Origin of the sequence: Brevibacillus parabrevis, from assembly GCF_022701015.1 — a bacterium.
Classification (GTDB): domain Bacteria; phylum Bacillota; class Bacilli; order Brevibacillales; family Brevibacillaceae; genus Brevibacillus; species Brevibacillus parabrevis.
Window position 1 is genome coordinate 3,173,334 of the sequence record NZ_CP064090.1, and the last position, 14,823, is coordinate 3,188,156.

Genomic DNA, 14,823 nt, shown 5'->3' on the forward strand with positions numbered 1-14,823 from the left:
CTGTACACCTCGGCTTATGCGAGTGTCTTGCTCATTTCGGGTTGAGACTGGCTCAAGCCAGGGGTGAGTCAAGTGAAAAAGAAGGGGGAAGCGATTCATGCGTTTTGGCGTAATCGGCACCAACTGGATTACAGATGAGTTCATCCAGGCAGGTTTGACCGTCGAAGGCTTTTCTCTTCAGGCGGTCTATTCGCGGACGAGCGAACGCGCCCAGGAATTTGCTGAAAAATACCAAGCCCCTTTTGTATACACGGATATAAAAGAGATGGCATCGAGCGGAACCATCGATGCTATCTACATCGCAAGCCCCAATTGCTTTCATGCGGAACAGGCGATCCTGTGCATGGACATGGGGCTGCATGTGTTGTGCGAAAAGCCGTTTGCTTCTAACGCGGCAGAAGTCGAAGCCATGCTTGCGGCAGCGAAAAGAAATGATGTGCTGCTCATGGAAGCCGTCAAATCGACCCTCGTGCCCAATTTTTCTACAGTCCGGGATCATTTGCCCAAGCTCGGCACCATTCGCCGATATATCGCAAGCAACTGCCAGTATTCCTCGCGCTACGATGCCTACCGACAGGGCCAGGTTATGCGAGCTTTTGATCCTGCCTATTCCAACGGAGCGTTGCTGGACATCGGGATTTACTGTCTCTATCCTGCGATTGTGCTGTTTGGCAAGCCAGAACAGGTCAAGGCGGAAGGCGTTCTACTGCAATCAGGGGTAGATGGCGAGGGCAGCATGCTGTTGAAGTACGAAAATATGGATGCCGTCATCAGCTTTTCCAAGATCACGACTTCGTACCAGCCTGCGGAGATCCAGGGGGAGGACGCGACGATGGTGATCGATAAAATCAACCATCTCACGCGTATCGAGATTCGCTACCGCGACGGGAGGATCGAGGATGTGACCAGGCCCCAGACGCCCAAAACGATGCACTACGAGATCAGAGAGTTCATTCGCTTGGCTGAGGCAGGCTTGAGAGAGTCAGAGACAAATTCACATACAGCTTCCCGCTGGGCCATGGAGGTCATGGACGAAGCGCGAAGACAAATCGGTGTTGTGTACCCTGCTGATTTGCCGCGTTGAAGGAAGGGAACAGCTAAATCATAAAAAAGCAGGAAAACAAGGGGGGCGAAAACGCGATGAGAATGTTCGATGTGACGGCACCAATCTTTGAAGGCATGACGGTGTACAAGAACAAGCCGGAAAAGCAACCGAAAATACAGACGGTTACGAATGGGTACGTAACCGAGTCCAGAATCGATATGGATGTGCACTCTGGCACCCACGTAGATGCGCCGCTGCACATGGTGAACGATGGAGAGACATTTGAGAGCATCTCGCTGGAAAAACTGGTCGGGAACTGCCGGGTGCTTGACTTGACGCACGTTGAAGACCAGATTGGCCGGGCTGAGCTGGAAAAGTTTGATATCGCCCCGGGAGAGTTTCTCCTGTTTCAAACGAAAAATTCGCAAGACGACGCCTTTTCGTTTGAATTTGTTTATTTGGCGCACGATGGCGCTGCTTATTTGGCTGAAAAAGGCGTACGGGGAATTGGCACGGATGCTTTGGGGATTGAACGGAGCCAAGAGGGGCATCCGACGCATAAAACGCTGTTTGCCGCAGGTATCGTCGTGATCGAAGGGCTGCGTCTGCGCGATGTGCCACCGGGCCTCTACTTTATGGTGGCTGCTCCGCTGAAGCTTGTAGGAACAGATGCAGCTCCTGCGCGGGTGCTGCTGTTTGAAGGCTGGCAAGAAGGATAAATAGAGAGAAGCCGAGGAGGACATGAGCATGCTGATTCGCCCAAACCGGGAGGAGTACCAAGATTATTTTGCTACCTACGTCAGTCAAGTGCCAGAAGGTGATCTGCTGACGATTCTCGAACAACAGGCAGCACAGACAGGGGAGATGTTCGCCGGATTGACAGGGGAACAAATCGATTATCGCTACGCTCCGGGCAAATGGACGGTAAAAGAAGTGCTGGGCCATATCATCGATACCGAGCGAATCATGAGCTATCGCTTGCTGAGAATCGCCAGAGGGGATCAGACTGAGCTGGCGGGGTTCGATGAAAATACGTATGTAGCAGAAGGCTTCTATCAGGAGCGCAGTCTGACGGATTTGCTCGCAGAATACAACGCTGTGCGACAGTCGACGCTGGCCCAACTGCGGGGGATCGCTGCCGAGGCGTGGACGAGAACGGGCACAGCAAATGGCAATAAGCTGTCGGCACGCACATTGGCCTATATTATCGCCGGACACGAGGCGCACCACTGTAGAATTTTGCGGGAACGGTATTCGCTGTAAGCCGGGAGAAGCCCGCTGTTTCGCTTTCTGTGTGTCGCTTTTCGTTACTCGCTTTTCGTTACTCGCTTTTCGTTACTCGCTTTTCGTTACTCGCTTTTCGTTACTCGCTTTTCGTTACTCGCTTTTCGTTACTCGCTTTTCGTTACTCGCTTCCGTTACTCGTTTTGCGTTACTCGTTTTGCGTTGCTTGTTTTCTGCTGCTTGTTTTCCGTCGCTCATTTTCTGTTTCTCGTTTTTTGTTACTCGCTTTTCGTTTCTCGTTTTTCGCTTTCCAGCTGTCGCTGCGTGTTCCTCGCTATCTTTTCGCTGCCGCTCGCAACTTGCCCTCCCTATCTCGGCAATGGTAGGGTACAATAACAGTAGTGATTTTTCCAATTTCATATGTGGGAACAGGTTCCTTGAGGTATATCGCCGCAAGGATAATAGGGAAGCTCGGTGCAAATCCGACACGGTCCCGCCACTGTAAGAGGGGAGTTTTGCGCATACAGGCCACTTGTCCAGACTTGGATGGGGAAGGCAGCGCCAGACGATGATCCCAAAGTCAGGAGACCTGCCTGTTTCGACGACACTGATGGACCTACGGGAGATAGGGAGGTGTTAGAGGACTCGCCATGACAGCAGGGGGACGAATACGTTTCTCTTTGCTTGCGCATTTTCTAACGATCGTATCGGTCGTCGGAAAATGCTTTTTTTGTTTGGGGGATTGGTGTGGTCTGTCGAAGGGGGCAACTTGTCTCGGAATTGATGCGATTAATCGAGGCGCTGGAGTAGCTTCGCGATAGAAGCGGCTAAAATCGAAAGAGCTGAGCTGAAGCTGCCTCTCGCTTGCAGCGGTTCGTCGAATGGACCAGGGCGTCTCGCGGTTGATCTACCTGTCAAAGAGGCTACGATGACTCGCGATTAAATTCAACTTGACTAGATCTTGTACGAATGTGAGGGATCGCAAGCTTGCGAACCGGAGCCTTTTTAAGGATATCGTTGCCAGATTGTCGCCGTGAAAAAGGAGGGAGTGGCGTGGTTCAGCTTTTCATATGTCCATGGTGCGGCTATGTTGAAGAAAAAGAGGTGCCGGAGGAAAGCGAAGCAGGAATCGTTACGTGCGCTTGCTGCAACACGGCGGAGGTGGAAAGTGTGTTTGCGCGTGGAAACGGCTGCTTTGCTGAGGGAGTTGCCGTCCGTTCTTCCTGCTTGCGAGTCTTGTCAGCAAACAAAAAGAATTGTGTTGACGAATGCATTGGAATTTCTTAGAATAGGCTCAATAGCAAATCATAGTTCTTATCCAGAGAGGTGGAGGGTCTGGCCCGATGAAGCCCGGCAACCGTTGCTTTTGCGACAAGGTGCCAATTCCTGCGGGACGTTTCGTCTCGATAGATAAGAAGCGGGTGCCTCGTAGCAGTCAAGACGAACCTTCTTCTTAGCGGAGAAGGTTTTTTATGTATGAAAAAGTGGGAACGAGGCAAACATTTGCCCAATTTCAAAGACAAGAGAGAACTGACATCTAGCAAAGAACAAAAATTCATAGTTTTCTTTATCTAGAGAGGTGGAGGGACTGGCCCGATGAAGCCCGGCAACCGTTACGCAGTTTGTGACAAGGTGCCAATTCCTGCAGGACGAAAATCGTTCTGGGAGATAAGGAGAAGGACCTTGATGCCAAACCTTCTTCTTAGCAAGAAGGTTTTTCTTATTTTTCCAAAACATGACATGAGGTGGTAATAATGAGCGCAGGTGTAATCAAAGTAGGATTGCTGGGATTGGGAACAGTAGGGGGCGGCGTCATCAAAACGATTCGCTCGCAACAGGAGAAGCTGGCGCAGCGGTTGGGCAAACGGATCGAGATTGTCAAAGCATTGGTTCGCGATTCGGAAAAAGAACGGGCGGTTCAGGTTGATCCTGCGCTTTTGACTACCGATTTTGAGGATGTGCTAAAAAGCGATGTGGACATTGTCGTGGAGGTAATGGGCGGTGTCGAGCCTACGTATGATTACGTGCGTGCCCTGATTGAAAAAGGCTGCCATGTGGTAACGGCGAACAAAGAGCTGCTCGCCAAACGCGGCCCTGAGCTTGTCGATCTGGCTAACCAGCATCAGGTGCATCTGGCTTATGAAGCGAGCGTGGCTGGCGGGATTCCGATTTTGAGCGTGCTGCGGCAGTTTTTGCGCACAAATGACATCCAAGGAGTTCGCGGTATTCTCAACGGGACGACGAACTTCATCTTGACGAAAATGGAGGCGGAACAGCTCTCTTATCAGGAAGTGCTGAAGCAGGCGCAGGAGCTGGGCTATGCGGAAGCTGATCCGCGTTCGGATGTGGAAGGTTTCGATGCCATGTACAAATTGTACATTCTTGCGCAGCTTGTGTACGGGGAGTCGTTGCCGCTTGCGGATGTCGTGCGTAAAGGAATCGCCGATTTGTCTGCCGGACACATCCGGATCGCAAGTGAGCTGGGTTACCGGATCAAGCTGATTGCCCAGGCACAAAAAGCCGAGCAAGGCATCCGCCTCTCGGTTCAGCCGACTGTGCTGCCCATTGCCCATCCGTTGGCGCAAATCCAGGATGCGTTCAATGCGGTGCAGCTCTCCGGGAACATCGTGGGCGACCTGTTGTTTACGGGCCGGGGTGCAGGCGAACTGCCGACCGCAAGCGCTGTCGTTGAAGATTTGGCTTACTTGTTGACCCAGCCATTTACGCCGCATCCTGTTTGGACAGAAAAAAATGCCGCGGCTCAGTTGGAGCAAGGGCAAGACGAACGGGTGCTGTGTTATTTGGAAGGCTCGTGTATCGCCGCCACACCTGATCGCGTGCTGCATTTCTTGCGGGAGGCTGGCGTGAACGTGACGAAATTGAAGGTGCAATTCGACTTGGGCGGTGTGCTGCGCGCGGGCTTGATCGTTACAGGTATTCGCGCAGAGCATGAGCAAGTGCTGAAAAGTGACTTCGGACTTTCCGTGCGCTGCTTCCCGCTGATCGAATCGGCATAGCTCGCAGTCTGTCTAGATCAGCGCTGATCCTTTCTACTTGCTTTTTTTATCCGAGAGCTGTTGATCGGTATCTGAAGGCCCGTTTTTCTGATTGCCGGGGAAGACGACTTTTTCCCATTTGGTCATGAAATAACTGCAGAGTATAATAAGGCCGATCGCCGATACGGTGATAATCAATCCGGTCATATGTGCCGCCTCCTTTTCGCTGGAAAAAGTGGTTCTACTATGGTCTACGAAAGCAATATGGAAAAGTTTCGCCAAAAAAGGCAACGGGCACGCCTCATTTATCATGAGCGTGCCTGTACGTGACCATCGGCTTCAATCTGAACGTTTTCCGACAGTGATTCGATTCGTTGCAGAAGCGCTGCCCCATCCGTGTCATTCATCGGTACCGCTCGTCCCAGCTCGGCATGGAACGGGAGCATCGTCAGTTCACAGGAAGCGTCTTTTGTGCAGCTTGCTTGCAGTACCATCGTCTGCCACGTTTTTGGCTCCGTCGAGCGGGTGAAAATGAAATTGCCCAAACTGTAGGCAATCCACTTGCCGTTGTAGCGTTCAAAGCCTTGCAGGACGTGAGGATGACCACCGACGATCAAGTCTGCTCCTGCGTCAATGTAAGCTTTGGCCAATTCTTTTTGGTGATCGACGGGAAAGTCTTCCCGTTCCTTGCCCCAATGGGCGATCACGACGACGAGATCAGCGTGTGCCTTTGCTTGTTGAATCGCTTGGACGGCTTTGGCGGAATCATAGGAGCCAGCCAGTCCAGGCTGTTTCTCCGTGGCGAACCAGCTGACTTCGGGAATGACCCGGCTGAATCCGAGCAAGGCGAGCTTGATGCCGTTTCGCTCCACCACGACGGGAGTGAAGGCTTCCACAGAGTCTTTGCCGCCGCCGAGGTAAGCGATCCCGTTTTTGGCAAGCGCGTCAAACGTGTCGAGCAATCCGGCCACGCCCTGATCCATCGAATGGTTGTTTGCCAGGTTGACCGCATCGATCCCTGCTGCTTTCATCGCAGGCGCAGCCAAAGGAGAGGACTTGTAAACGTATTGTTTGTTGTCGGCAGGCGTGCCTTTTGTGGTAAGTGGCGTCTCCAGATTGGCTATGGTAAAGTCATCCTGCAAAAACAGGGAACGGACGTGCGTGAACGGGTAGTCGTAGCCTTTTTCGAGCAACGTTTTTTCCACATTTCCGGACATCATCACATCTCCGACGAAGGTCAGCCGGACAGTCGGCTCGTGGGCAACAGCCGGAGGTGGTGCGGAATCGTGTTCAGGGGAGGCGGAATGGCTTCCCAGCTTGTCGAAAGCGAAGTAAATCCCTGAGCAAAGGATGACGAGCAGACTGAACAAGAGCGTTTGCTTCGCCATCCTTTGCCACTTCTTTTGTCGTTGTTTTCGCCGGATGTGCTTTAGGCTTTGCTGCGTCTGATTCATTATGCTCCTTTCAACGGTAACGAAAAATGGGTGAATTTGTTATTATAGAGCTAATACGAAAAGGGGCGAAAAAAGATGCAGCTTTCCTTCGATCATCTGGTTCATTTCGTGCACCGTCCCCCTGGAGAGGCTGCCCGGCTTTTTCAGGAAGCAGGCTTTCACGCTGTCGCGGGCGGACGTCATACCCATTGGGGAACATGGAACAGTCTCAGCTACTTGGGACTATCTTATGTGGAGTTTTTGGCGGTGGAGGAGGCAGCTGTCGCCAAGCAATCCGACAATCCGCTCATCCGGCAACTGGTCTGGGAGGCGAATCGCGGTGAGGGACTTGGGCAAATTGCCCTGCGCACTCGGCAAATGGACGCGTGGGTAGAGCGATTTCAGTCACTTGGTCTCAAAGTGACAGGGCCGGTAGCGGGCAGCCGCACGCGAGACGACGGGAAGATTTTGCAGTGGCGCATGCTGTTTGCCGAAGACCCGCACAGTGCGAGACAAATGCCGTTTCTGATTGAATGGAGCGAGACAGACGAGGAGCGCAAAGCCGATTTGACACAGCGCGGCATCATCGCTCCGCATCCAAATGGCGCGACGGAGCTGCAAGCGGTTGGTTATGCTGTTTCCGATCTGGAAGCGGCAGCAGCGGATTGGACGCGGTGGTTCGGCTTGCCGAGCCAAGCAGTGTTCGACGATGAGCAAATGGGCGCTCGTTGCCTGACGCTTGCTTTACCTGGCGGAAATATCGTGCTGTGTGAACCGCAGCAGGATGGATCGGCCAAGCGGATGCTGCAATCGCGCGGAGAGCGTCCTTTTTTTGCAAGAGTAGGCGCGGCAAAAGCGCTTCACGAATCGCACTCCATTTGTGGCGGGACGTACCTGATTTGAATTTGCTAGAAAGTAACGAGGGGCAAAGCAAGAAAATGGCGCAAAGGAGGCGAGCTTGTGACATCACCCAAGCATTCTTTGTCCGCTGCGGCGATTATCGTCAATGATCGCAACGAAGTGCTGCTGATCAAAGGACCGAGACGGGGCTGGGAAATGCCCGGCGGAAAGGTGGAGCAAGGGGAGTCCATCCGCGAAGCAGCGATCAGGGAAACGAAGGAAGAATGCGGCTTGGACATTGAAGTGACGAAATTTTGCGGCGTGTTTCAAAATGTCAGCAAGTCGATCTGCAACGCCCTGTTTCTCGCCAGACCGATCGGCGGAAAACTAATCACAACGCCTGAGTGTCTGGAGTCGGGCTTCTTTCCGGTCGAGGAAGCTCTGCAAAAGGTGACCTGGAGCAATTTCAGACAGCGCATCTCTTTATGTTTGCAGGAGGAAAAGCATCCGTTTTACGTGGAGTTTTAGGGCAAACGGGCAAGTATGAGACGTAGTGAAAAGAGCAGTCGAAATCAATCAGCAGGCAAAAAGCTGTCCGAACAGGGACGGCTTTTTTGTTTTGAGAAAAAAGTGAGTGTGTTTGCTCATTCACGGCGGGCCTTAGAGCTTTTTGCAACTGATTAGCCACATCGTTGAGTTTTTCCAAACGCACTTGACTGAATAACTGAATCATAGAAAAAAGAGCAACCCGTTCCCTTTGCGAAAAAAGGAATCAGGTTGCTCTTTCTTTTCTGCGACATCAACATCGCCGGCGATCAATGCGTTCCGAACGTCTTTTTCGTCAATTGGCGGTACATGTACAGCATGGCAATGCGCCACGGAACCAGCATGCCGAACGCCAGCAGGAAGAACAAGCCGCCTGTCTGGATCGGGGTGAAGCTGTCGTTGATCACCAGCTTGATAATCAGCCGGATGATCAGGAGTCCTGCCAAAATAAAGAAGAACGCACGGGAACGTTTGAGGTAAACGTCTTGACCGATGATCTCAAAGCGCGAAGTCATAATCAAGGGAATGGAGAAAATCAATCCGGTTACAAAAGCCGCCAGATCGTACATCGGTGGCAGCGCCGCTTCCGGAAAGAAAAACATGGCAAAGCCAGTAGCCATGAAGAACGGCGGCAGGATGATGCTTTTTGCAGACACAGGCTTTTTTTGCCGGCGCATGCGCAAAAAGATGACCGCGGTTGCCATCACCAGCGGCACCAAAATGCCAAAGGATGAAGAAGTGAGTATCTGCATGGAAAAAACGCCTCCATAGACTTTCAACAAATTTTCAATGTTGTCTTGTCTAGTTTACACCAAATTGAGACGTATGGGGAAGCCGCAGACAGCGAAGCGGCATTTTTGCTAAGCCGCCGCTTCGTCGCTGGCCCGGACATCGAGCTTGTGTTTTTTGCTGTAGAGGAGCGTCAAGAGGCCGGACAAGAGCGTCAGCGAGCCGATAAACAGCAGGTAGCCGGTGATGCCGAGCAGGTCGAGACCGACCCCGGTAATCCCCAGCGCGAGCAGAAAACAGCCGCGGTCGAGCATGCTTTTGAAGGAAAAAAACCGTCCTTGCTGGTGGGCTGGCAAGCGCTTCTGAAAGATCGTCGCAATGACAGGAAAAAAGAAGGCGACGACCAAGCCAAACACGGAAAAGGAAGACAGCACCATCGCTTTGTTGTCTGCCATGGACATTCCGAATTGGGAAAGCGCGAAGAAAAACAGCATGAGCGTAGAGGCAGCGACCAGATTTTTGCCGCCGATCCACCGTTTGGCGAGCAGTCCGCCGATCAAAATGCTCGTGCCCTCGACCGCGTAAATCCAGCCCATGAGCTGCGGCTCGTTTTGCATCTCGCTTAGGTTGAGGATCATCAGATTGAGTCCGCCCAAAAACAACGTAATCAAACCGTTGTTGATCAATCCGACAAACAAGGCAGGGTCTTTGCGGGCAATCATCAGCACTTCGCGGAACTCCACTTTTTCCTTCATATTCCGCGAGGTAACGGGCGGAATCCGCAAAAACAAGGTGACGACCGCCAAAATCGCGTAGGCAATGATCGAACAGATGTACAGCATGGGCAATTCCATGGAGACGACGAGCACACCCCCGAGAGCCGTTCCGCCAATGCGTGACAGGGTGGAAATATTCAAGTACGCACTGTTCGCTTTCAAAAGCTCATCTTTGCTCAAGATGGCAGGCAAGGAGGCTTGCACGGTCGGGAAGTAAAACGCCGCAGACACTTGCATGACGATCAGGGAGACGATCATCCAGAGAATGGAATCGTACGCGAGAGCGGGAAACATGAACACAGGGCTTAAAGTCCGGGCCATGCTGGCAAAGAGCATCACTTTTCCCTTGTCGTACATATCGATGACGACGCCCGCTTTCGGAGCCAACAGGATGCTTGCGATCAGACCGCTCATCAAAATCAGACCCTTCACGGTTTCGGAAGGGATCAGGCTCTGCATGAACGCCAGATTGGCAATGATAGAAATCCACATGCCTGCACCTGCGACAATCTCCCCTGTCATCAGCAAAAGAAAGGTTCGGTTGCGCCACAACATGAGAGCCACTCCATATCTTTTTGGTTTTTGACAAAAAAATGAACCGATCGAGTTTTTCAAAACGGTAAAACCCAGTATAGCATCTGCCCAAATATTTGTATATTTATTGACGCTGTATGTATGCTTCCTAGCAATAACGGGCAAATTACTGGAACAATGAGCGGCGATTACGCAAAAAAGGAGCTAATCGGCATGGCGCGAAAACGTACGCTGCTTCTGTTGATCGGGTATGGATTTGCTGCCACGCTTGCCATCTTTTACGGACTGGTAGAGCGGCACAGCTTGTTTGTTACGTTTGTTGCCTTCCATCTGGTCGTATGCGTGGGAATCCCGCTGCTGCACGGCTGGTGGGAGAAAAGTTTGCAGGAAAATTGGCAGTTGGCGTGGGGCCGGTTCGAAAAGCGGGGAGCGCTGTTTGGAATCGCGCTGGGCGTGCTGTTTTTTACGGGGATTCAGGCTGGATTGTGGTTGCTTTTGCAAGCGGAGGGCTTGCCTGCTGCTGTGCGGGCGGGTTTGGAATCGTGGGGGTTGAGCCGCAAATGGATCGGCTGGTTTGCCCTATACCTCGTGTTCGTGAACTCGTTGCTGGAAGAATTGTTTTGGCGAGGCTTTGTCCTGCAACGGATGCTTCGTTCGCTTTCCCGTGCCGTCTCCGTGCTTTTGACCAGCTTTTTTTATACGCTCTATCATCTGATTGTCACGACAGCCTTGTTTGGCTTGTGGCGAGGCTTGCTGCTGACTAGCGCAGTATACGCGGCCGGGGTTATTTGGGGCTGGCTGAAAGGGCTGTTCCCATCGATATATCCTACCTGGTTCAGTCATTTGCTCGCAGATTTGGGGCTGGCTTTGGCGGTTGTTTTGTGGATTTACTAGCGGGAAGATAGGGGAAAGGAGAGAAAGCCATGCTGGCGCCACACGAAGAAGTCCAGCTGCGCAAGCGTCTGCTGGGCATCCTGCGGCAAAAGAATGAGCACGTCCAGCTTTACTTCGATACATATGGATTCACGCCAACAGGACCATTGCTCGCTTATTTGCGCTCGATCAAAGGGTGGGAAAATATTCGCCGCTCCGATCTGTGGCAAGTCGTGGAAAATGACCCGCAGCGGCAAATTGACTGGGATGGCGGCGTTTTGCTTCGCGCCACCTACGGCTTTGCTTCAAGCCCAGTCCAGGCAGCAGGCCGACTCGCAGAGGTGGAGCCTCCAGCGCTTCTGTACTACGGCACGCACGAAAAGCTTGTTCGGCAAGTGCTCACGGGCGGACTTTTGCCCATCGCGAGTGACTTTGTGCAGCTTGCGCTCACGATCGAAGAGATCGGGATGCCGGAAGACACGCTCTCTGTGCTGACCGTGCAGGCGGCAGAGGCGAGGGCAACCGGCATCCGATTTTTCAAAGGGAGCGGAGCATTTTTGTACAGCGATGCGATTCCAGCCGCTTTTGTAACAGAAGAAGCGTATTAGTCCGCCGGATTGATCTGCTTTCCTTGGCGCAGTTGCAGTTGCCGCTCTCGTTCTGCGAGCACGTCGCTGCGGTCGCGCAACGTATGCTTGTTCAGCAAAAACGGATCGCTCATGTCGCTGTCGCGGTGCTCAGGCTGATTTTGCCGGGCACAAGCCGCTTTGTACGCGGATATCAGCTCTGCGGCCTGCATCGGCAAGGTGAGGCTGCGGTATGGCATGCCTTTTTGAATCTCATCCAGGCGCTCTGCCAGCAATCGCTGCAGGGCAGTGCTGTCCAAGCCAAGGCGCTCGATCTCTTCATGGTGTTCTTTGACCAACGCGTGGGCGCTTGTGAGCATCTTGCCAGCGCCATTCAGGTTGCCGCGTCTGTGATGATACAGGCCCACGGCAATTTGGATCAGGCCGACCCACACAGGCTGGCGCTTTTCTGGTGGAGCACTCTTCCAATATTCTTCGAGAATCTCGTGACACTCGAAGTAGTCGCGTTCGACATGAAACTGAACCAGGTAGTCCAGATACGGCTCAGGATACATGGTGGACTTCACCTCGCTCTTTTTTGGGAAAAACGTCTCGATGTTTTTTCGCGAAAGCGGGTGCGCCGCTTGCGGTCAGTCAAACGATCAAGAGCGTTTTGTTTTCAACCGTTTCGTTATGTACTATTATAATGCATAGAGAAGAGAAATCGAGGTGTGAAACATTTTATGACAAGAGATGAACTCATGGCCGTCCTGGAAAAAAAGCGGATGACGGAAATTATCGAATTGATTGAGGATGCCGAGCAAGGCGATCTGGAAGAGCTGGAATTGGTGGAAAGCCTGGGACTGTTGATGGATCAGGAGCTGAACAAAGAAGTGATCAGTCTTCTGGAAAGCCTCGGGGTCACCATTATCTATTTGAGTGGCGATGAAGAAGATGAGGACGAGGACGAAGACGACGAGAACTAAAAAGGAACCAACCTGGCTGTGTCAGCAAGGTTGGTTTTTTGATCGTGAGCGTGGGACTAGCGCCTACTTTTGGGTCCATACCCGGTTTTTGTTGCGGGTAGCGGGAAACTTTTGCCCTCTGTCCAGCTCGATGATCATCGGGTCTTGTACGCTGGCGCCAGTCTCCCCGATTTCCATGTACACGCCATTTTTCGGTGATTTGTCGCCTTCACGAAAACGGCTTTGTTCTCCCATCAGGGCACCTTCTTTCTCGTGATGTGTGATCAGCCTTAGTATTGCCGCGAAGGAACGGATCATGCCGACGGCTTCTATTGACGTTCGATTCGAAATTCATATACGATGTTTTCAATGATGGATGAAGAGGTGAATTCATGCTACGCCTGACCCTGCAAAAGGATTCGAATGTTTCGTACCACGAACAGATCTACCAACAAATTGCCTCCTCGATTCGCAGCGGGGAACTTCCGCCGAATGAACAGTTGCCGACAGTAAGGGAGCTTGCTGCGCAGCTGAAGGTCAATTACAACACGGTCCGCAGCGTTTATCTCCGCTTGCAGCAGGAAGGTATGGTGGACTCGCGACAGGGGCGAGGGACCATCGTCAGCAACATCGTCAACGATCCACTATTGACCCGCAATCCGGCGCATCTCGCCTTGCTGGCCAAAGAGACATTGCACAAAGTAAAGGCGATGGGGTACTCGATGGATGAGTTTACCCGCGTCCTCTCTTGTGTGATGCAGGAAATCAACCAGTTTCCCGTTTTGTTTCTGCGCTTCACCGAGCTGGAGCTTGCCGAATATTTGCGTCTGGTGCAATACCATCTTCCGAGTGTCATGCTGGAAGGGCGAACCTTCGAGGATTTTTCCCAGCGAGTCGAGCAGGACCCGAGCTTTTTGCAACAATACAAAGCGATTGTGACGCATCCTTCCGTGAATTTGCGCGCGAAGCATCGGCTGCCGCGCGAAGCCCCGCCAGTCGTCAGTCTCGACTTTATACCCGACCCGACAACGGTAATTCCCGCCATGGAAGCGTACCCCCGGCATACAAAAGTGGGACTGGTCTGTGCTACCATTCGCGGGGCGGCAGGAATGATCAATGATTTGTACAACGCGGGCATTACCCATCTGGACATTCGCACGATCGAAGCGAATCATCCCGATGTGTTCGAGCTGATTACAAACTGCGATGTCGTGTATATTTCGAAGCCTGGCTATATGGTCAGGCCGCATTTGCTGACTTTGCCAAAAGTGAAGGAATACCAGGAAATTCCCGATCATCACGGAATCAACGAGCTGCGAAAAATTGTCACGCAATGATCGATTCATCCCCGCACTTATTCACTGGCCGCCTGCCAGAGCTTTTTTCTTCATACACATAGACAAAACCCCGCCGGCAGATGCTCTGTCGGCTTTGTTGTGCCAGGCAGGACACCCGCTGATTTTGGCTCAACAATAGACAAGTGTACCATGCCAATGCACCTTCACCTACATACCTTGTAGATGTAACGATCAGGAGGGGGTGAGGTTCATGGGTTGCGGATGCAGAAAGTCTCATTGCAAGTGCTACTACAAGAAGTGCTGCAAGAAGAAATACTACAAAAAACATTGCTACTACAAGCCTTACTACAAAATGGAATGTAAAACAGGTCGCGGTGGCTGCGGTCACCATCACCACCACGGTGAAAGCTGTGGACATGGCGGCGATTTTGGGTCCTCTTGGGGTGGACACAGTCACGGTGGCAAATATTAATAGCGAGGGAAGCGCCTTTTGGGCGCTTTTTTCGTTTTTTCGCAAGTTTCAAGCGAAGATATCGTACACTTACAGTAACGGGAATGGAATGGGGGAGAAAACGATGAATCATTTGAGCGGAAAAGACGAGCGAATGTGGGCCATGATTGTGCATCTGTCTGCTCTGGCAGGCTTTTTGATCCCTTTTGGCAATGTGCTGGGGCCGCTGGTTATTTGGCTGGTCAAGCGGGAAGAGGGCGAGTTTTTTCAAGAGCATGGGAAGGAAGCGCTCAATTTTGGCATCTCGATTACGATTTATGCCGCGATTTCCGGCTTGTTGCTGATTGTCTTTATCGGCGCGATCTTATTGACCGCCTTGTTCATTTTCTGGATCGTCTTCGTTGTCATCGCCGCTATCCGGGCAAACGAGGGCAAACCGTACCGCTATCCGCTGACGCTGCGCTTTGTGAAATGAAAAGCAAAAAGAGGGAACCGTTCCGTTGAGGGGCGGTTTTTTCGTAATTTTCTCGCAAAAAAGGCAGGGTGA

17 protein-coding genes and 3 riboswitches are annotated in these 14,823 nt (G+C 52.1%); of the genes, 11 read left to right on the top strand and 6 right to left on the bottom strand.

Annotation, left to right across the window (positions count from 1 at the left end; genetic code table 11):
- Window positions 1–97: 97 nt before the first annotated feature.
- From IRJ17_RS15170 to IRJ17_RS15185, 4 genes are all read left to right on the top strand, one after another.
- Window positions 98–1,084, top strand: coding sequence for a Gfo/Idh/MocA family protein (locus tag IRJ17_RS15170; protein WP_242771017.1), 987 nt, complete (start codon window positions 98–100; stop codon window positions 1,082–1,084).
- Between the two features lie 56 nt (window positions 1,085–1,140).
- Complete coding sequence (locus IRJ17_RS15175) at window positions 1,141–1,764, top strand: cyclase family protein (protein ID WP_122965058.1); 624 nt, start codon at window positions 1,141–1,143, stop codon at window positions 1,762–1,764.
- Window positions 1,765–1,792: 28 nt separating this feature from the next.
- Window positions 1,793–2,308, top strand: coding sequence for a DinB family protein (locus tag IRJ17_RS15180; RefSeq protein WP_173600204.1), 516 nt, complete (start codon window positions 1,793–1,795; stop codon window positions 2,306–2,308).
- A 374-nt stretch (window positions 2,309–2,682) separates the two neighbouring features.
- Window positions 2,683–2,880, top strand: a riboswitch (cobalamin riboswitch).
- Between the two features lie 700 nt (window positions 2,881–3,580).
- Window positions 3,581–3,686, top strand: a riboswitch (SAM riboswitch).
- A gap of 147 nt (window positions 3,687–3,833) precedes the next feature.
- A riboswitch (SAM riboswitch) is annotated at window positions 3,834–3,944 on the top strand.
- 79 nt (window positions 3,945–4,023) lie between these two features.
- Window positions 4,024–5,286: a homoserine dehydrogenase gene (locus IRJ17_RS15185; protein ID WP_173598028.1), complete on the top strand. Its 1,263-nt coding sequence runs from the start codon at window positions 4,024–4,026 to the stop codon at window positions 5,284–5,286.
- Between the two features lie 33 nt (window positions 5,287–5,319).
- Here IRJ17_RS15185 and IRJ17_RS15190 read toward each other — a convergent pair whose 3' ends face one another.
- Both IRJ17_RS15190 and IRJ17_RS15195 read right to left on the bottom strand, forming a co-directional pair.
- Complete coding sequence (locus IRJ17_RS15190; RefSeq protein ID WP_217021478.1) at window positions 5,320–5,472, bottom strand: hypothetical protein; 153 nt, start codon at window positions 5,470–5,472, stop codon at window positions 5,320–5,322.
- A gap of 101 nt (window positions 5,473–5,573) precedes the next feature.
- Window positions 5,574–6,719 (bottom strand): CapA family protein, encoded by a 1,146-nt coding sequence (locus tag IRJ17_RS15195; RefSeq protein ID WP_173599653.1) that lies wholly within the window; start codon window positions 6,717–6,719, stop codon window positions 5,574–5,576.
- A 75-nt stretch (window positions 6,720–6,794) separates the two neighbouring features.
- Between IRJ17_RS15195 and IRJ17_RS15200 the strand changes: the two genes are divergently transcribed.
- Complete coding sequence (locus tag IRJ17_RS15200) at window positions 6,795–7,601, top strand: VOC family protein (protein WP_122965063.1); 807 nt, start codon at window positions 6,795–6,797, stop codon at window positions 7,599–7,601.
- 57 nt (window positions 7,602–7,658) lie between these two features.
- Window positions 7,659–8,066, top strand: a complete 408-nt coding sequence (locus IRJ17_RS15205; RefSeq protein ID WP_063229900.1) for an NUDIX hydrolase — start codon at window positions 7,659–7,661, stop codon at window positions 8,064–8,066.
- 287 nt (window positions 8,067–8,353) lie between these two features.
- On the opposite strand, the gene IRJ17_RS15210 is transcribed toward IRJ17_RS15205, so the two are convergent.
- Complete coding sequence (locus IRJ17_RS15210; RefSeq protein WP_063229897.1) at window positions 8,354–8,836, bottom strand: CcdC family protein; 483 nt, start codon at window positions 8,834–8,836, stop codon at window positions 8,354–8,356.
- A gap of 108 nt (window positions 8,837–8,944) precedes the next feature.
- A complete protein-coding gene (locus IRJ17_RS15215; protein ID WP_122965065.1) occupies window positions 8,945–10,144 on the bottom strand; it encodes an MFS transporter in 1,200 nt (399 codons plus the stop codon).
- 192 nt (window positions 10,145–10,336) lie between these two features.
- Between IRJ17_RS15215 and IRJ17_RS15220 the strand changes: the two genes are divergently transcribed.
- Both IRJ17_RS15220 and IRJ17_RS15225 read left to right on the top strand, forming a co-directional pair.
- Window positions 10,337–11,017, top strand: coding sequence for a CPBP family intramembrane glutamic endopeptidase (locus IRJ17_RS15220; RefSeq protein ID WP_122965066.1), 681 nt, complete (start codon window positions 10,337–10,339; stop codon window positions 11,015–11,017).
- Between the two features lie 29 nt (window positions 11,018–11,046).
- The gene (locus IRJ17_RS15225; RefSeq protein ID WP_242771020.1) at window positions 11,047–11,604 is read left to right on the top strand and encodes an RNA 2'-phosphotransferase; all 558 of its coding nucleotides are present in this window, start codon (window positions 11,047–11,049) and stop codon (window positions 11,602–11,604) included.
- Here IRJ17_RS15225 and IRJ17_RS15230 read toward each other — a convergent pair.
- A complete protein-coding gene (locus IRJ17_RS15230) occupies window positions 11,601–12,137 on the bottom strand; it encodes a DUF309 domain-containing protein (protein WP_242771023.1) in 537 nt (178 codons plus the stop codon). The two genes, IRJ17_RS15225 and IRJ17_RS15230, sit on opposite strands and share 4 nt — an antisense overlap.
- A 168-nt stretch (window positions 12,138–12,305) precedes the next feature.
- On the opposite strand from IRJ17_RS15230, the gene IRJ17_RS15235 reads away from it, so the two are divergent.
- Window positions 12,306–12,548 carry a hypothetical protein gene (locus IRJ17_RS15235; RefSeq protein WP_242771026.1) on the top strand — a complete coding sequence of 81 codons (243 nt, stop codon included), beginning with the start codon at window positions 12,306–12,308 and terminating at the stop codon, window positions 12,546–12,548.
- Window positions 12,549–12,611: 63 nt separating this feature from the next.
- Here IRJ17_RS15235 and IRJ17_RS15240 read toward each other — a convergent pair whose 3' ends face one another.
- A complete protein-coding gene (locus IRJ17_RS15240) occupies window positions 12,612–12,782 on the bottom strand; it encodes a YjzC family protein (RefSeq protein WP_083955748.1) in 171 nt (56 codons plus the stop codon).
- A gap of 137 nt (window positions 12,783–12,919) precedes the next feature.
- Here IRJ17_RS15240 and IRJ17_RS15245 point away from each other — a divergent pair, with 137 nt between their 5' ends.
- Both IRJ17_RS15245 and IRJ17_RS15250 read left to right on the top strand, forming a co-directional pair.
- Window positions 12,920–13,864, top strand: coding sequence for a GntR family transcriptional regulator (locus tag IRJ17_RS15245; RefSeq protein WP_122965069.1), 945 nt, complete (start codon window positions 12,920–12,922; stop codon window positions 13,862–13,864).
- Between the two features lie 536 nt (window positions 13,865–14,400).
- Window positions 14,401–14,751, top strand: a complete 351-nt coding sequence (locus tag IRJ17_RS15250) for a DUF4870 domain-containing protein (protein WP_242771029.1) — start codon at window positions 14,401–14,403, stop codon at window positions 14,749–14,751.
- Window positions 14,752–14,823: the final 72 nt, after the last annotated feature.